The sequence below is a fragment of the Citrobacter sp. Cm038 genome, assembly GCF_030333105.1.
Taxonomy (GTDB): domain Bacteria; phylum Pseudomonadota; class Gammaproteobacteria; order Enterobacterales; family Enterobacteriaceae; genus Citrobacter; species Citrobacter murliniae.
In genome coordinates, this window is record NZ_JAOWGO010000025.1 from 238,400 (window position 1) to 255,653 (window position 17,254).

General features: G+C 49.6%; 14 protein-coding genes. 8 read left to right on the forward strand and 6 right to left on the reverse strand.

Going from position 1 to position 17,254, the window contains the following annotated elements; all coding sequences use genetic code 11:
• Positions 1-89 precede the first annotated feature (89 nt).
• The 4 genes from dmsA to OGY01_RS20685 all read left to right on the forward strand — a co-directional run bounded on the left by dmsA (position 90) and on the right by OGY01_RS20685 (position 5,488).
• The gene (gene dmsA, locus OGY01_RS20670) at positions 90-2,534 is read left to right on the forward strand and encodes a dimethylsulfoxide reductase subunit A (RefSeq protein WP_048221763.1); all 2,445 of its coding nucleotides are present in this window, start codon (positions 90-92) and stop codon (positions 2,532-2,534) included.
• Between the two features lie 10 nt (positions 2,535-2,544).
• A complete protein-coding gene (gene dmsB, locus OGY01_RS20675; protein WP_048221762.1) occupies positions 2,545-3,162 on the forward strand; it encodes a dimethylsulfoxide reductase iron-sulfur subunit DmsB in 618 nt (205 codons plus the stop codon).
• A gap of 1 nt (position 3,163) precedes the next feature.
• Positions 3,164-4,027 carry a dimethyl sulfoxide reductase anchor subunit family protein gene (locus tag OGY01_RS20680; RefSeq protein WP_045441253.1) on the forward strand — a complete coding sequence of 288 codons (864 nt, stop codon included), beginning with the start codon at positions 3,164-3,166 and terminating at the stop codon, positions 4,025-4,027.
• A 309-nt stretch (positions 4,028-4,336) separates the two neighbouring features.
• A complete protein-coding gene (locus tag OGY01_RS20685; protein ID WP_045441254.1) occupies positions 4,337-5,488 on the forward strand; it encodes an MFS transporter in 1,152 nt (383 codons plus the stop codon).
• On the opposite strand, the gene OGY01_RS20690 is transcribed toward OGY01_RS20685, so the two are convergent.
• The 6 genes from OGY01_RS20690 to ycaO all read right to left on the reverse strand — a co-directional run bounded on the left by OGY01_RS20690 (position 5,428) and on the right by ycaO (position 12,902).
• Positions 5,428-5,634 carry a hypothetical protein gene (locus OGY01_RS20690; protein ID WP_320338204.1) on the reverse strand — a complete coding sequence of 69 codons (207 nt, stop codon included), beginning with the start codon at positions 5,632-5,634 and terminating at the stop codon, positions 5,428-5,430. The two genes, OGY01_RS20685 and OGY01_RS20690, sit on opposite strands and share 61 nt — an antisense overlap.
• Positions 5,635-5,733: 99 nt before the next feature.
• Entirely contained in the window at positions 5,734-6,528 is a 795-nt protein-coding gene (locus OGY01_RS20695; RefSeq protein WP_286493609.1) for a PA3715 family protein, read from the reverse strand.
• A gap of 88 nt (positions 6,529-6,616) precedes the next feature.
• Positions 6,617-7,357 carry a pyruvate formate lyase 1-activating protein gene (gene pflA, locus OGY01_RS20700; RefSeq protein WP_045441255.1) on the reverse strand — a complete coding sequence of 247 codons (741 nt, stop codon included), beginning with the start codon at positions 7,355-7,357 and terminating at the stop codon, positions 6,617-6,619.
• 180 nt (positions 7,358-7,537) lie between these two features.
• On the reverse strand, positions 7,538-9,820 hold the full coding sequence (gene pflB, locus OGY01_RS20705; RefSeq protein ID WP_045441256.1) for a formate C-acetyltransferase: 2,283 nt from the start codon (positions 9,818-9,820) through the stop codon (positions 7,538-7,540).
• A gap of 59 nt (positions 9,821-9,879) precedes the next feature.
• Positions 9,880-10,737 carry a formate transporter FocA gene (gene focA, locus OGY01_RS20710; protein ID WP_003831909.1) on the reverse strand — a complete coding sequence of 286 codons (858 nt, stop codon included), beginning with the start codon at positions 10,735-10,737 and terminating at the stop codon, positions 9,880-9,882.
• A gap of 404 nt (positions 10,738-11,141) precedes the next feature.
• Complete coding sequence (gene ycaO / locus OGY01_RS20715; protein WP_045441257.1) at positions 11,142-12,902, reverse strand: 30S ribosomal protein S12 methylthiotransferase accessory factor YcaO; 1,761 nt, start codon at positions 12,900-12,902, stop codon at positions 11,142-11,144.
• A 136-nt stretch (positions 12,903-13,038) separates the two neighbouring features.
• On the opposite strand from ycaO, the gene OGY01_RS20720 reads away from it, so the two are divergent.
• From OGY01_RS20720 to cmk, 4 genes are all read left to right on the forward strand, one after another.
• A complete protein-coding gene (locus OGY01_RS20720; protein WP_045441258.1) occupies positions 13,039-13,731 on the forward strand; it encodes a DUF421 domain-containing protein in 693 nt (230 codons plus the stop codon).
• Between the two features lie 213 nt (positions 13,732-13,944).
• Positions 13,945-15,033 (forward strand): 3-phosphoserine/phosphohydroxythreonine transaminase, encoded by a 1,089-nt coding sequence (serC, locus tag OGY01_RS20725; protein ID WP_286493610.1) that lies wholly within the window; start codon positions 13,945-13,947, stop codon positions 15,031-15,033.
• Positions 15,034-15,103: 70 nt separating this feature from the next.
• Positions 15,104-16,387, forward strand: a complete 1,284-nt coding sequence (gene aroA, locus OGY01_RS20730) for a 3-phosphoshikimate 1-carboxyvinyltransferase (protein WP_045441260.1) — start codon at positions 15,104-15,106, stop codon at positions 16,385-16,387.
• A gap of 182 nt (positions 16,388-16,569) precedes the next feature.
• Positions 16,570-17,253 carry a (d)CMP kinase gene (cmk, locus tag OGY01_RS20735; protein WP_045441261.1) on the forward strand — a complete coding sequence of 228 codons (684 nt, stop codon included), beginning with the start codon at positions 16,570-16,572 and terminating at the stop codon, positions 17,251-17,253.
• Position 17,254: the final 1 nt, after the last annotated feature.

Consider the following 17,254-nt stretch of genomic DNA (forward strand, 5'->3'; position numbering starts at 1 on the left):
CCAGTCTGTATAACGATAATATCGATATATAAATATCTATACAACGAGTATTTCTTTTTTGTTTATTGTGAGCAGCAGAGTGAGTCACTATGAAAACTAAGATCCCCGATGCCGTACTGGCAGCTGAGGTGAGTCGTCGCGGTTTGGTAAAAACGACGGCGATAGGCGGACTGGCGATGGCCAGTAGCGCATTTACCCTGCCATTTACCCGCATAGCAAATGCCGCAGAAGCCATTAATCCGGCGCAGATCAATGAGAAAGTGATCTGGAGCGCCTGTACGGTGAACTGCGGTAGCCGCTGTCCGTTGCGTATGCATGTGGTGGATGGTGAAATAAAGTATGTTGAAACCGATAATACCGGCGATGACAATTATGACGGCCTGCACCAGGTTCGTGCCTGTCTGCGCGGCCGCTCCATGCGTCGTCGCGTCTATAACCCGGACCGTCTGAAATATCCGATGAAGCGTGTCGGTAAGCGCGGTGAAGGCAAATTCGAGCGTATAAGTTGGGATGAAGCCTACGATATTATCGCCAGCAATATGCAACGTCTGATCAAAGACTACGGTAACGAGTCTATTTACCTCAACTACGGTACCGGTACGCTGGGAGGCACCATGACGCGCTCATGGCCGCCGGGAAAAACGCTGGTTGCTCGCTTGATGAACTGTTGTGGCGGCTATCTGAACCACTACGGTGACTACTCTTCTGCGCAAATTGCTGCTGGTCTGAACTATACCTATGGCGGCTGGGCGGACGGTAATAGCCCGTCTGATATCGAAAACAGCAAGCTTGTTGTTCTGTTTGGTAATAACCCTGGTGAAACCCGCATGAGCGGTGGTGGGGTAACGTATTACCTTGAGCAGGCGAGGCAGAAGTCAAATGCCCGTATGATCATTATAGATCCTCGTTATACCGATACTGGTGCGGGGCGCGAGGACGAATGGATCCCGATTAGACCGGGCACCGATGCGGCGCTGGTCAATGGTCTGGCGTACGTATTGATCAGCGAAAATATGGTTGATCAACCGTTTCTCGATAAATACTGCGTGGGATACGATGAGAAAACCCTTCCGGCAGGTGCGCCAAAAAATGGCCACTACAAGGCTTACATCCTCGGGCAGGGTAAAGATGGTATAGCGAAGACTCCGGAATGGGCTGCGCAGATAACAGGTATTCCGGCTGACCGTATCGTTAAGCTGGCACGTGAGATTGGTAGTGCCAAACCCGCCTATATCAGCCAGGGCTGGGGACCACAGCGTCATGCTAACGGTGAAATTGCTACCCGTGCTATTTCCATGCTGGCTATTCTGACCGGTAACGTCGGTATTAACGGCGGTAACAGCGGCGCGCGTGAAGGCTCTTACAGTTTACCGTTTGAACGTATGCCTACGCTGGAAAACCCTGTTGAAACCAGTATCTCGATGTTTATGTGGACCGACGCGATTGAACGCGGCCCGGAAATGACGGCGCTACGTGACGGCGTTCGTGGAAAAGATAAACTCGACGTTCCGATTAAAATGATCTGGAACTATGCTGGTAACTGTCTGATTAACCAGCATTCCGATATCAACCGCACTCACGAAATCCTTCAGGATGATAAGAAGTGCGAAATGATTGTTGTCATTGACTGCCATATGACGTCCTCGGCTAAATACGCCGATATTTTGCTGCCAGACTGCACAGCTTCCGAACAAATGGATTTCGCCCTCGACGCTTCGTGCGGGAATATGTCCTATGTGATATTCACCGACCAGGCCATCAAGCCACGCTTTGAGTGCAAGACTATCTATCAAATGACCAGCGAGCTGGCAAAACGCCTGGGCGTCGAGCAGCAGTTTACTGAGGGTCGTACTCAGGAAGAGTGGATGCGTCATCTGTACGAGCAGTCACGCAAAGCGATACCTGAATTGCCGACGTTTGAAGAGTTCCGCAAGCAAGGGATCTTCAAACAGCGCGATCCCGAAGGACATCACGTAGCTTACAAAGCATTCCGCGAGGATCCAAAAGCAAATCCACTTACCACGCCATCGGGCAAGATCGAAATTTATTCTCAGGAACTGGCGGATATCGCAGCAACCTGGGAACTGCCTGAAGACGACGTGATTGATCCATTGCCAATCTACGCCCCGGGATTTGAAAGCTTAAACGATCCGTTGGCGGATAAATTTCCCCTGCAGTTGACGGGATTTCACTATAAGTCTCGCGTTCACTCAACCTATGGCAACGTTGATGTTCTGAAAGCATCTTGCCGCCAGGAAATGTGGATTAACCCGCTGGACGCGCAAAGACGTGGTATTAACAACGGCGACAAAGTACGTATCTTTAATGACCGTGGCGAGGTGCATATTGAGGCGAAAGTAACGCCACGTATGATGCCAGGCGTTGTGGCGTTAGGTGAGGGGGCATGGTATGACCCGGATGTGAAACGTGTGGATCAGGGCGGTTGTATTAACGTGCTGACAACCCAGCGTCCTTCTCCTCTCGCCAAGGGGAACCCGTCACATACGAACCTTGTTCAGGTTGAAAAGGTGTAAGGAGTAACCGATGACAACCCAGTATGGATTTTTTATTGATTCCAGCCGTTGCACCGGTTGCAAAACCTGCGAACTGGCCTGCAAAGACTACAAAGATTTAACTCCGGATGTCAGCTTCCGTCGTATTTATGAATACGCTGGCGGCGACTGGCAGGAAGATAACGGCGTCTGGCATCAAAACGTTTTTGCCTATTATCTCTCCATCGCATGTAACCACTGCGAAGACCCGGCCTGCACCAAGGTTTGTCCGAGCGGAGCTATGCACAAACGTGACGATGGTTTTGTGGTCGTTGATGAGGACGTGTGCATCGGATGTCGTTATTGCCATATGGCCTGCCCTTATGGCGCTCCACAGTACAATGCTGCTAAAGGGCATATGACCAAGTGTGATGGCTGTCATGACCGTGTTGCAGAGGGTAAAAAACCAATCTGCGTTGAGTCCTGCCCGTTACGTGCACTGGATTTTGGCCCGATTGATGAACTGCGTAAAAAGCACGGAGAACTGGCTGCGGTTGCGCCATTGCCGGGTGCGCACTTCACCAAACCTTGTATTGTGATCAAGCCTAACGCCAATAGCCGCCCTACAGGGGATACCACGGGTTATCTGGCAAATCCGAAGGAGGTGTAAGATGGGAAGTGGATGGCATGAGTGGCCGCTGATGATCTTCACTGTTTTCGGACAGTGTGTGGTTGGTGGCTTTATTGTTCTGGCACTGGCGCTGATGAAAGGGGATTTACGCCCTGAATCACAACAACGTGTGATTGCCTGTATGTTTGGCTTGTGGGTGTTAATGGGGATCGGTTTTATTGCTTCCATGCTGCACCTGGGGTCACCTGTGCGAGCCTTTAACTCACTCAACCGTGTAGGTTCTTCTGCACTGAGTAATGAAATCGCCAGCGGCTCGCTCTTCTTCGCCGTAGGTGGTATCGGTTGGTTGTTGGCGGTATTGAAAAAAATGTCACCAGCATTACGTAATCTTTGGCTGGTTGCCACCATGGTACTGGGCGTAGCTTTTGTCTGGATGATGGTACGTGTATATAACACCATTGATACGGTACCAACCTGGTTCAGTATCTGGACGCCGCTGGGCTTCTTCCTGACGCTATTTATGGGGGGGCCACTGCTGGGTTATCTGCTGCTGCGCGTTGCCGGAATTGATGGTTGGGCAATGCGACTGCTGCCGGCTATTTCAGTACTTGCACTGGTGGTAAGCGCCATCATGTCCGTGATGCAGGGGGCTGAGCTGGCAACTATCCACAGTTCAATTCAGCAGGCATCTACCCTTGTGCCGGATTACGGTTCGCTGATGGCATGGCGTATTGTGGCATTGGCTTTAGCGCTGTGCTGCTGGATAGTGCCGCAAGTAAAAGGCTATCAACCAGCAATACCACTGCTTTCAGTCGCATTTATACTGCTGTTGGTGGGTGAATTGATCGGTCGCGGCGTGTTTTATGGTCTGCATATGACAGTCGGCATGGCAGTTGCCAGTTAAAGTCTGTTTGTCGGCATGATATGAAAGCCGGGGTTAATACCCCGGTTTTTTTACATCTGACTGGTAATAACAGAAAAAAAGACAAAATGAACCATGAAATTTTTCGACTGAACGTAATGGGGCAGTTTTGTTTTAGATCAATTTAAACAATCAGATGGCGTCAGGCAGATTATCGTCATTGATGATGAGAATTAGTATTTCAAATCGATCACATTGAAATCGTGCTACAGGCCGTAGTCAGCCGATTGACAATGTTTTTGGCAGTGGCATGATGCGCATGAAATTTGAACTTCCTCACGGTTTTTATTCATGTCCACCTATACCCGACCCGTCATGCTGCTGCTGTGCGGGCTGCTTCTATTGACCCTGGCGATCGCCGTGTTAAACACGCTCGTCCCGCTTTGGCTCGCCCATGAAAATTTGCCAACCTGGCAAGTGGGAGTGGTCAGCTCGTCTTATTTCACAGGCAATCTGATTGGGACATTACTTACCGGGTATTTAATTAGACACCTTGGCTTTAATCGCAGCTATTACATTGCATCGTTTATTTTTGCAGTGGGTTGTGTGGGATTGGGCGTTATGGTGGGATTCTGGAGCTGGATGACCTGGCGCTTTATTGCGGGCGTAGGTTGCGCCATGATTTGGGTGGTGGTGGAAAGCGCGCTAATGTGCAGCGGAACTTCGCGTAATCGCGGACGCTTACTTGCTGCATATATGATGGTCTATTACGTGGGGACGTTTTTAGGACAGCTGTTGGTCAGTAAAGTATCGACAGAATTAATGAGCGTTCTGCCATGGGTTACTGGCACGATCCTGGCCGGGGTCTTACCGTTGCTCTTTACGCGTATTGTGAACCAACAGAGTGATGATCATCATTCGACGACCCCAATTGCCTCCATGTTGAAGCTTCGACAGGCTCGTCTGGGCGTGAATGGCTGTATTATTTCCGGAATTGTGCTGGGTTCTTTGTACGGTTTGATGCCGTTGTATCTCAATCATCAGGGAGTCAGCAATGCCAGCATTGGCTTCTGGATGGCCGTTCTGGTCAGCGCCGGGATTCTGGGGCAATGGCCGATTGGTCGTCTGGCGGATAAATTAGGCCGTCTGTTGGTTTTGCGTGTACAGGTGTTCGTGGTGATCCTCGGTAGTATCGCTATGCTGAATCAGGCGGCGATGGCACCCGCGTTGTTCATGCTGGGAGCGGCAGGTTTTACCCTCTATCCGGTAGCAATGGCCTGGGCTTGCGAGAAAGTTGAGCATCATCAACTGGTCGCCATGAATCAGGCACTGTTATTAAGCTATACCGTGGGTAGCCTGCTTGGACCGTCATTTACCGCCATGCTGATGCAGAATTATTCTGACAGCGTGTTGTTTATTATGATCGCCAGTGTGTCGTTTATTTATTTGCTGATGCTGCTTCGTAAGGCTGGGCATACACCAAACTCTGTGGCGCATGTCTGAGTTGTATTAAGTAAAATAGCGTGAAGTTCCTGTTGGCTGCTAACAGTGGCGAGTTGTTGCAGATGCTCAGCCTCATCCAGCCAGCACACCAGCTGTTGAATAATCCTGATATGCTGAGTGCCATTAGATGCGACAAGTACAATAATTACCCTTACTTCAGGCTAGCCAGGAAAACATACTGGCGTGGTCAAGGCATAGCAATGACAAATGCGTCTCATAGCTGCTTTTCAGACGTTATGGTGCTCTTATTCCAGAGGCATAAGGGATTTGGGTACGACATAGTGCTTGCCATCATATCGTAGCAATGTTGTCGTTTTGCCTGGTTTGTCTTTTGATACACACTCGCCATTGGCGTCAGTATGTGTGGTGGATGCTACGTTTTTCTCGGTTAGCCGTATATTGGCGTATCCCTTCTGTGAGCCGGGTTCCAGAGCCAGGGTGCGTTTAACATCGTTAAATGTGCCTGCACAGTTTCCATCCCATTCGCCGCTGCTATTTTCAAGCACAATACCGTTTAATATTGTCCGTAACTGGTTATCCTCAATGACAAACAGCGACAGTGCATCTTCACTCATAGGGTTCACTCGTGAGCTGCCGTTGCGCATGATATGCAAGCCGAATGCAGTCTGGTTAGGTTTAACTTTCCAGCGTGCTGTATCAAGAGTAATGCCTGTAATACGAAAAGCGTCATCGTCCATACGCGAAGGAAGATTTAATCGCTGTTTGACGTTGAGGGTAGCGGAATCCAGCACCAGAAGTTCCAGATCGCCTGAGTGATCGTAATCGGTATACTGCTGAGACATCAATGGAACCGCTGCCAGTGTCAGCTCCGGTTGTGCCGGCCAGACCTTGCAAATCGCGCTTTGGGGAGAATTGGCGCTGGTGGTGATAACCTGGTTATCTTTGGTGATGATGCCCTGCGGTGTAGATGTTGCATCTGGCCACGCATGCTGGACGATGGCATTGATATCGCAGCTGCTGGCGGCATTTACGCACTGGGCTGACAGCAGTAAAACTCCTGAGATGAATAAGCGCTTCACATCCTTTCCTTTGTTATGACCTGAATATCAGATGCTTTAGATAGCAAAACGGCTGCCCTGATGGCAGCCGTTTCGATGAGGCAAAAAATCAATACATCACTTTGTGACCATATTGCTCAAGGATACCTTTCACGCGCTCCATGGTCTCTTTCTTCGGTGGCTTAACACCATCCAGTTTGTACTCTTCGCCCATCGCCACCCATTTGTGTTTACCCAACTCGTGATAAGGCAGTAGTTCGATTTTTTCTACGTTGCCCATATCACGGGTAAACTCACCCAGACGGTGCGCGGAATCATCATCGTCAGACCAACCGGGGACGACAACGTAGCGGATCCACACTTTAATATCTTTGTTGGACAGGTAGCGAGCAAATTCCAGTGTACGATGGTTAGATACACCTACCAGGTTCTGATGGATTTCGTCGTTCATCTGTTTAAGATCGAGCATTACCAGGTCAGTCACTTCCAGCAGTTCATCAATAACTGGATCGTAGCGGCGAACAAAACCGTTAGTATCAAGACAGGTATGAATACCTTCTTTCTTACAGGCACGAAACCAGTCACGAACAAATTCAGCCTGCAGGATGGCCTCACCGCCGGATGCCGTTACGCCGCCACCGGAAGCATTCATAAAGTGGCGATAAGTCACCACTTCTTTCATTAACTCTTCGACAGTAACTTCTTTGCCACCGTGCGTATCCCACGTATCACGGTTGTGGCAATACAGGCAGCGCATCAGGCAGCCCTGGAAGAAAGTGATAAAACGGATGCCTGGGCCGTCTACGGTGCCACAGGATTCAAAGGAGTGAATGCGACCAATAACTGACATTGCGGTGTTTCTCCAGGTGTGGCCCATCCGGGGCCTGTGTTAGTGCACAGTTGTTCACTGTGTCGAGTCTGTTTTGGCAGTCATCCATAAGTATAGATAGCTGGCGAAAGAGACTTAGTTGTTAAAAAGGCCCCACTTACGTGGAGCCTTTATTGTACGCTTTTTCAGTCAGACTGGGAATTACATGGTCTGAGTGAAGGTACGAGTGATAACGTCCTGCTGCTGTTCTTTAGTCAGGGAGTTAAAACGTACTGCGTAGCCAGAAACACGGATGGTCAGCTGCGGATATTTTTCCGGATGTTCCATCGCATCCAGCAGCATTTCGCGGTTCATGACGTTCACGTTCAGGTGCTGACCACCTTCGATGGACGCTTCATGGTGGAAGTAACCATCCATCAGACCAGCCAGGTTGGTCTTACGAACTTCGTCGTCTTTACCCAGAGCGTTCGGAACGATAGAGAAGGTGTAAGAGATACCATCTTTAGCGTAAGCAAACGGCAGTTTTGCAACAGAGGTCAGAGAGGCAACAGCACCTTTCTGGTCACGACCGTGCATTGGGTTAGCACCAGGTCCGAACGGCGCGCCAGCACGACGACCATCTGGGGTGTTACCTGTTTTCTTACCATACACAACGTTAGAAGTGATGGTCAGAACAGACTGAGTCGGGATAGCGTTACGGTAGGTAGTCAGTTTCTGAATTTTCTTCATGAAACGTTCTACCAGGTCAACCGCCATGTCATCAACGCGAGAGTCGTTGTTACCAAACTGCGGGTATTCGCCTTCGATTTCGAAGTCAACAGCCAGGCCGTCTTCGTCACGAATCGGTTTAACTTTCGCATATTTGATTGCAGACAGGGAGTCAGCAGCAACGGACAGACCAGCGATACCACACGCCATGGTGCGGATAACGTCACGGTCGTGCAGCGCCATCAGAGAGGCTTCGTAGCTGTACTTGTCGTGCATGTAGTGGATAACGTTCAGTGCGGTGACGTACTGTTTTGCCAGCCAGTCCATGAAGTGATCCATGCGCTCCATAACTTCGTCGAAGTTCAGGACGTCGCCTTTGATCGGCTCAGACTTAGGACCAACCTGCATTTTCAGTTTTTCATCAACGCCGCCGTTGATTGCGTACAGCATGGTTTTCGCCAGGTTTGCACGCGCACCGAAGAACTGCATTTGTTTACCAACAACCATTGGGCTGACGCAGCAAGCGATAGCGTAATCGTCGTTGTTGAAGTCCGGACGCATCAGGTCATCGTTCTCGTACTGCAGAGAGGAGGTATCGATGGACACTTTAGCGGCGAATTTCTTGAAGTTCAGAGGCAGTTTTTCAGACCACAGAACGGTGATGTTCGGCTCCGGAGAAGGACCCATGGTGTACAGGGTGTTCAGGAAGCGGAAGCTGTTTTTGGTAACCAGAGTACGGCCGTCAACGCCCATACCACCGATAGATTCAGTTGCCCAAATCGGGTCACCGGAGAACAGTTCATCATATTCAGGGGTACGCAGGAAGCGAACCATACGCAGTTTCATGACCAGGTGGTCAATCATTTCCTGAGCGTCTTGCTCGGTGATTTTGCCTGCTTTGATATCGCGTTCGATGTAAGCATCCAGGAAGGTGGATACACGACCGAAGGACATTGCTGCACCGTTCTGAGACTTAACAGCGGCCAGGTAGCCGAAGTAGGTCCACTGGATAGCTTCCTGAGCGTTGGTAGCCGGACCAGAGATATCGCAGCCATATTTAGCAGCCATTTCTTTGATCTGACCCAGCGCGCGGTGCTGTTCAGCGATTTCTTCACGCAGACGGATAGTCGCTTCCAGGTTTACGCCATTTTCCAGATCGGATTGCAGAGAAACGAACTGAGCGTATTTGTCTTTCATCAGGTAGTCGATACCGTACAGCGCAACGCGACGGTAGTCACCGATGATACGACCACGGCCATACGCATCTGGCAGACCAGTCAGAACACCGGATTTACGGCAGTTCAGAATGTCTTTGGTATAAACATCGAATACACCCTGGTTGTGGGTTTTGCGGTATTCGGTGAAGATTTTTTTCAGCATCGGGTCCAGTTCGCGATTGTACGCTTTGCAGGAACCTTCAACCATTTTGATGCCGCCAAACGGGATAATTGCACGTTTCAGCGGAGCTTCAGTCTGCAGACCAACAATTTTCTCGAGCGCTTTGTTGATGTAACCAGCGTCGTGAGAAGTGATGGTAGAAGCAACGGAGGTGTCAAAGTCAACAGGCGCGTGAGTGCGGTTTTCCTGTTTAACGCCTTCCATCACGCTGTCCCACAGTGCGGTGGTCGCTTCAGTCGCGCCAGCCAGGAAGGACTCGTCACCCTCGTACGGAGTGTAGTTTTTCTGAATGAAGTCACGGACGTTTACTTCATTCTGCCAATCACCTTTGGTAAAACCTTCCCAGGCTGTGGCTAACTTTTCATTAAGCTCGGACATGTAACACCTACCTTCTTAAGTGGATTTTTTATTTACTGCGTGTAATGAACATCAACAAATTAATGATGATCGTTACCACGCAGGTAAATGACCCAGTATGTCAACCCGACCAACAAACCGCCGCCGATAATGTTACCGATCGTAACCGGAATCAGGTTATCGGTGATGAAATTCATCACGGTCAGGTGAGAAAAATTCTCCGGAGAGGAACCGACTGCGGTCCAGAATTCCGGGGTGGCGAAATCGCGTATTACGATACCCATAGGGATCATAAACATGTTTGCGATACTGTGCTCAAAACCGCTGGCAACAAACATTGCGACCGGTAATACCATGATAAACGCTTTGTCCATCAGGCTGCGACCTGAGTAGCTCATCCATACGGCCAGACATACCATCAGGTTAGCCAGAATGCCAAGGCTAACAGCCTCAACAAAAGTATGGTGCACTTTGTGATCGGCTGTTTGTAGAACGTTAAGCCCCCATGCGCCATTGGCGGTCATGTACTCGCCAGAAAGCCACATCAGTAACACGAAGATGAGGGCGCCAATCAGGTTGCCGACATATACGTTAAGCCAGTTCTTTGCCAGTTGGCCCCAGGTAATACGACCACTCGCCTTAGCGACGACAATCAGTACCGTTGAGGTGAAGAGGTCTGCACCGCAGACAACACACAGGATCAACCCCAGGGAAAAGCAGATACCACCCACCAATTTTGCCATACCGAAAGGCATTGTTCCGGTGCCGGTGGTGGCGGTGATATAGAAAACAAAGGCAATTGAAATGAATACACCGGCAGTAATTGCCAGATAGAACGTCTTAAGCGGATGTTTCGTTGCTTTATAGACGCCTGCTTCTTCGGCAACTTTGGCCATTGCAGCAGGTAGAATAAGATCAAAAGGGTTGTCAGCTTTCACACTAACTCTCTCTTTATTAAGTCGGCGACGAGATACTAACAAAGCATTATAGATGAGAATTTGATATAGATCATATCTCGCCTGGCTTATAGGCCCGTAAGACGCATGGTTTTTATGCAATTACGGTGTAACTTTTTGATTATCCAAGTAAAAATAAATTTTAAAAATTATAAAGTGAGTTGAATTTTTTCCTTTTGCCCCCTGTTGAGCAGTTAATTAAAATGGAGTAATTGCAATAAAAGGTAACATTACTAAGTTAATTTTTTTAATATCAACTACTAATATTTAACCTTGCTTTTACATTTATTTTTGATTACGCAAAAATAAAAAAATGGGGCACTAAAAGCGCCCCGTAATATAGCGTAGTCAATTGTTGAAGCCTACTCAGAGTAGGCTGTTTGCCACTATTTTGACCAGTGTGCTGCTTTAGCACGCTGCAATTTTTCGTAGGCTTTCAGCAAAGACTGATGTGCCGGAAACGCTTGCAGATCGTTGTCAACGGGCTGGAGGCCATAGAAAGGCGCTTCTCCGCTCAATGCCGCACTTGCCGCTTCAACGGCATCAGCACCGTACATGCGAACAAAGGCATTCAGATATTGCAGCGGTTGCCGATCTTCTTCTTGCGACAGCAGCAACAGCGTTTGCAGACAACGGTAATAGTTTGCACGTTCGGCGCTAAAGACAGAGGCGTTAAATTCCATCGTCCATTCCGTCCAAATCAATGCCTGCTCCAGGTCGCCACCAGCCAGAGCCAGCATGACTTTTAACTCGCCAATGCGCAGGGTAGACCAACCGTTGTCCGGACCAGTCGCCAGGCCCAGCAGTTCACGCACGCGAGTAAAGTCGTCAAAACCTTCTTCATCCAGTTGTTCGAGCAGATTGAGATAGTCTTCTTTATCCCATTCACTGCCCGGCAGAGAAAGGATTGTCTCACGCAAATGCGCGCCCATACCGTTGTTCGCTAACCACAAATCTTCAGCCGGATAGATGTCAGACATACCGGGAACGATAATGCGGCAAGCGTACACGCCCAGGTGTTCGTAGTCGGCGATATACACTTCTTTATCTTCAGTGTTGAAGATAGCCATCAGGGTGGCGAACTCCTGTTCCGTGGTTCCGGAGAAATTCCAGTCGACGAACGGATAATCAGCATCCTGTTTGAACAGATCCCAGGAGATCAAGCCGCTGGAATCGATGAAATGAGTTTCGAGGTTGGTGTGTTCAGCGACTTCTTCGTCGTCGAAGGTCGGCGGAGTGAACACATCGAGATCTTTCAGACCACGGCCTTGTAACAGTTCGGTGACTGTACGTTCCAGTGCCACGCCAAAATCAGGATGTGCGCCGAATGAAGCAAAGCAGGTGCCATTGGCAGGGTTAAACAAAACCACGCAGATTACTGGGTATTTGCCGCCCAGAGAGCCGTCATACGCGAAAATCGGGAAACCTTCCGCTTCCAGTTTGGCGATGGACTCGACAACCGCCGGATAGCGCGCCAGCACGTCGGCAGGAATTTCCGGCAGGCTGATGCTTTCCGCGATAATACGATTCTTCACATAACGTTCAAAGACCTCAGACAAACCCTGAACGCGCGCTTCATTAGGCGTGTTACCGGCGGACATCCCGTTAGATACGTACAGGTTGCCGATAATGTTCATCGGAATATAGACGGTCTGGTTATCAGACTGGCGGGTAAACGGCAGGCCGCAGACACCGCGTTCTTCATTGCCTGACTGCAGATCGATAAGCATGCTTCCGGTCAGTTCATTTTCTGGATCGTAGAATGCGCGCAGACGCGGATCCAGCAGACCTTCCGGAACGTTGTCGTCTTCGGTCAACGGGAACCATTTTTCGTTCGGATAATGCACGAACGGACTGTTAGCGATGGTTTCACCCAACCAGAAATCAGCAAAGAAGTAGTTAGTGGACAGACGCTCAAAATATTCACCCAGCGCGGAAGCCAGCGCTGCTTTTTTCGTCGCGCCCTTACCGTTGGTGAAGCACAGTGCGCACTCTTTATCGCGGATATGTACAGACCAGACGTTAGGAACGGGGTTTAACCATGAAGCTTCTTCAATATGGAAACCGAGGTCGAGCAATTTTTGCTGGAAGCGGGCGATGGAATCTTCCAGAGCGGCATCTTTGCCGGGGATAAATGTTTGCGTCATGAAAATCACTTTTGTCGTACGGAAAGCGCGCAATGATACGGGTTTTAAATGAATGGCGCTATCGCAGCTACCACTGCGGCGTAAATAAAAGTATTGGCTATGCTTTCACACAGTCCACAACGTTTAGAGCGTAAGAATGAAAGCATTTGATTTGCAGCGTATGGCTCTTGATAAGGTGCCAATGGATTTTCTTGGCGAGGTTGCTCTGCGTAGCCTCTATACCTTTATATTAGTTTTCCTTTTCTTAAAGCTCACAGGACGGCGTGGCGTTCGTCAGATGTCACTTTTTGAAGTGCTGATTATTTTGACGCTGGGTTCAGCTGCGGGTGATGTGGCGTTCTATGACGATGTCCCTATGCTTCCGGTACTGGTGGTTTTTATGACCCTGGCGCTGCTTTATCGTTTAGTGATGTGGTTAATGGCACATAGCGAAAAGCTGGAGGATTTGCTGGAAGGCAAGCCAGTGGTCATCGTTGAGGATGGCGAACTGGCATGGTCAAAGCTTCACAACGCCAATATGACGGAATTCGAATTCTTTATGGAGCTACGTCTCAATGGTGTCGAGCAACTTGGGCAGGTCAGGCTGGCGATTCTTGAAACGAACGGGCAGATTAGCGTCTATTTTTTCGAGGATAAACAGATCAAACCCGGACTAAGCATTCTTCCCAAACATTGCACACAACGATTTAAGGTTGTACCTGAAGCGGGAGACTATGCCTGCGTACGTTGTAGTGAAGTGATCCAAATGAGTGCGGGCGATCATCAATTATGTCCGCGCTGTGCAAATCCAGAATGGTCGAAGGCCAGCCGGGCAAAACGCGTCACCTGACAGCGAAAATCTCGGTTTTTTTCCGTCAATCCGATAGATTCTGTTGTGTGATGCATCGCTCATTTTTACCCTGGTCATTTTTACCCATTGCGGCGCGTGTCACTGAATGATAAAACCGATATCCACAGGAATAACTTATACCCAATGTCTGTCACAGGAATTATCGTAACGACAGGATGTTGATCGGATAACAACACAACGTGGTGAGGGGAAATGGCTCAGGTCTTCAATTTTAGTTCAGGTCCGGCAATGCTACCGGCAGAAGTACTTAAACTGGCTCAACAGGATCTTTGTGACTGGAATGGTCTTGGCACGTCGGTAATGGAAATTAGCCACCGGGGTAAAGAGTTTATTCAGGTCGCAGAGGAAGCCGAGCAGGATTTTCGCGATCTTCTCAGTATCCCCTCCAACTATAAAGTGTTGTTCTGCCATGGTGGTGGTCGTGGGCAGTTTGCCGGTATCCCATTAAATATTCTGGGTAATAAAACTACGGCGGATTACGTTGATGCCGGTTACTGGGCAGCCAGTGCTATTAAAGAAGCGAAAAAGTACTGCACGCCGAATGTTATTGATGCCAAAGTTACCGTTGACGGCCTGCGTGCTGTCAAGCCAATGAGCGAATGGCAGCTTTCTGATAACGCGGCGTACCTGCACTATTGTCCGAATGAAACCATCGATGGCATTGCGATCGATGAAGCGCCGAAGTTTGCCAGCAATGTGGTGGTGACGGCGGATCTATCCTCCACCATTCTTTCCGGCCCGCTGGATGTTAGCCGCTATGGCGTTATCTATGCTGGAGCACAGAAGAATATCGGTCCAGCAGGGCTGACGATTGTTATCGTTCGTGAAGATTTACTGGGTAAAGCCCACGTGTCCTGTCCGTCGATCCTTGACTACACCGTACTGAACGACAATGACTCCATGTTCAATACACCACCGACTTTTGCCTGGTATCTTTCTGGTCTGGTCTTTAAATGGCTGAAAGAACAGGGTGGTGTTAATGCTATGGATAAAATTAACCAGCAAAAAGCAGAGCTACTGTATAGCGTGATTGATAACAGTGACTTCTACCGCAATGATGTCGCGAAGTCTAACCGCTCACGCATGAACGTACCGTTCCAGTTAGCTGACAGCTCGCTGGATAAACTCTTCCTGGAAGAGTCGTTCGCAGCGGGTTTGCATGCGCTGAAAGGACATCGGGTTGTCGGCGGTATGCGAGCGTCTATCTACAATGCCATGCCGCTTGAAGGTGTGAAAGCGCTGACCGATTTCATGATCGATTTCGAGCGTCGCCGCGGTTAATTTGTTATTTCTTTTCATCCCCGCAGCCAGCCTGTGGGGTTTTTATGTCTGTTTTTGAGAGTTAAGTTTCATGGAATCCCTGACGTTACAACCCATTGCGCGGGTGGATGGCACCATCAATCTGCCTGGATCCAAAAGTGTTTCTAACCGCGCTTTGCTGCTGGCTGCATTAGCGAATGGTACTACTGTCCTGACAAACCTGCTGGACAGCGATGATGTTCGCCATATGCTCAATGCTCTGAACGCGTTAGGGATTAGCTATACCCTTTCAGCCGATCGCACTCGCTGTGAAATTACTGGCAATGGTGGCCCATTACATGCCGAAGGCGCTGTCGAACTGTTTCTTGGCAATGCCGGAACCGCGATGCGCCCTTTAGCTGCTGCGCTGTGTCTGGGAAATAATGATATCGTGCTGACGGGTGAACCGCGCATGAAAGAGCGCCCGATTGGTCATCTGGTAGATGCACTACGCCAGGGCGGAGCAGAGATTGAATACCTTGAGCAGGAAAACTATCCGCCTTTACGTCTGCGCGGTGGTTTTGTTGGCGGGCAGGTAGAGGTTGACGGCAGTGTTTCCAGCCAGTTCCTGACGGCGTTATTGATGACCGCACCGCTGGCACCGCAGGATACGACGATCGCGATTAAAGGCGAACTGGTGTCAAAACCCTACATCGACATCACACTGAATTTGATGAAAACGTTTGGTGTTGAAATTGAGAACCAGAATTACCAGCGCTTTGTGGTGCAGGGGGGGCAGCAGTACCAGTCTCCGGGTCATTACCTGGTAGAAGGGGATGCGTCATCAGCCTCTTACTTCCTCGCTGCCGGAGCGATTAAAGGCGGTACAGTAAAAGTCACTGGGATTGGCCGCAATAGTATGCAGGGCGATATTCGTTTCGCTGATGTGCTGGAAAAAATGGGCGCGACCATTACCTGGGGCGACGATTTCATAGCCTGTACGCGCGGCGAATTAAACGCTGTTGATATGGACATGAATCACATCCCGGATGCGGCAATGACCATTGCCACCGCAGCGCTTTTTGCTAAAGGTACGACGACATTGCGTAATATCTACAACTGGCGTGTCAAAGAGACCGACCGTCTGTTCGCAATGGCGACAGAGTTACGTAAAGTTGGTGCTGAAGTGGAAGAGGGGCATGATTTTATCCGTATTACACCGCCAGCATCGTTAACATTCGCGGACATCGCGACCTATAACGATCACCGTATGGCGATGTGTTTCTCTCTGGTGGCGTTATCTGATACGCCAGTTACTATTCTTGACCCTAAATGTACCGCAAAAACCTTCCCGGATTACTTTGAACAGCTGGCGCGTATTAGTACGCCTGTCTGATTTGATCGCCGCACCATCGGGTGCGGCACATTCTTACGCTTTCTGACATCCCCGATTGTCCATTTATTCTACACTCAGCTTCAATGACTCTGTATTTTTCACACAAAGATAACGATCGTTGACGTTGGCGCGTATAATGCGCGGCGTTCACGTTAACGGTATGCCTGTTTAAGGAGAAAAAGATGACGGCAATTGCCCCGGTTATTACCATTGATGGCCCAAGCGGTGCAGGTAAAGGCACCTTGTGCAAGGCAATGGCGGAAGCATTGCAGTGGCATCTGTTAGATTCTGGCGCGATTTATCGTGTACTGGCGCTCGCGGCGTTACATCACCATGTTGATGTCGCTTCTGAAGATGCGCTGGTCCCGCTTGCGTCGCATCTGGATGTGCGCTTTATCTCAACAGACGGCAATCTGGAAGTTATTCTGGAAGGTGAAGATGTTAGCGGTGAAATCCGCACCCAGGAGGTGGCTAATGCTGCATCTCAGGTGGCTGCGTTTCCTCGTGTTCGTGAAGCACTTTTACGTCGCCAACGCGCCTTTCGCGAAGCGCCGGGATTGATCGCTGACGGACGTGATATGGGGACAGTGGTGTTCCCTGACGCACCGGTGAAAATTTTTCTGGACGCGTCCTCGCAAGAACGTGCGCATCGACGTATGCTACAGTTGCAGGAGAAGGGCTTTAGTGTTAACTTTGAACGCCTTTTGGCCGAGATCGAAGAACGCGACGACCGCGATCGTAATCGTGCTGTAGCGCCATTAGTTCCTGCTGCCGATGCTTTAGTTTTGGACTCAACCCGATTAAGCATTGAGCAAGTGATTGAAAAAGCGTTACAATACGCGCGCCAAAAACTGGCACTCGCTTAAG

What these genes read in the sequence shown, in the direction of transcription:
- dmsA (WP_048221763.1), top strand. Translation starts at nt 90, where the DNA reads ATGAAAACTAAGATCCCCGATGCCGTACTGGCAGCTGAGGTGAGTCGT.
- dmsB (WP_048221762.1), top strand. Translation starts at nt 2,545, where the DNA reads ATGACAACCCAGTATGGATTTTTTATTGATTCCAGCCGTTGCACCGGT.
- OGY01_RS20680 (WP_045441253.1), top strand. Translation starts at nt 3,164, where the DNA reads ATGGGAAGTGGATGGCATGAGTGGCCGCTGATGATCTTCACTGTTTTC.
- OGY01_RS20685 (WP_045441254.1), top strand. Translation starts at nt 4,337, where the DNA reads ATGTCCACCTATACCCGACCCGTCATGCTGCTGCTGTGCGGGCTGCTT.
- pflA (WP_045441255.1), bottom strand. Translation starts at nt 7,357, where the DNA reads ATGTCAGTTATTGGTCGCATTCACTCCTTTGAATCCTGTGGCACCGTA.
- pflB (WP_045441256.1), bottom strand. Translation starts at nt 9,820, where the DNA reads ATGTCCGAGCTTAATGAAAAGTTAGCCACAGCCTGGGAAGGTTTTACC.
- ycaO (WP_045441257.1), bottom strand. Translation starts at nt 12,902, where the DNA reads ATGACGCAAACATTTATCCCCGGCAAAGATGCCGCTCTGGAAGATTCC.
- OGY01_RS20720 (WP_045441258.1), top strand. Translation starts at nt 13,039, where the DNA reads ATGAAAGCATTTGATTTGCAGCGTATGGCTCTTGATAAGGTGCCAATG.
- serC (WP_286493610.1), top strand. Translation starts at nt 13,945, where the DNA reads ATGGCTCAGGTCTTCAATTTTAGTTCAGGTCCGGCAATGCTACCGGCA.
- aroA (WP_045441260.1), top strand. Translation starts at nt 15,104, where the DNA reads ATGGAATCCCTGACGTTACAACCCATTGCGCGGGTGGATGGCACCATC.
- cmk (WP_045441261.1), top strand. Translation starts at nt 16,570, where the DNA reads ATGACGGCAATTGCCCCGGTTATTACCATTGATGGCCCAAGCGGTGCA.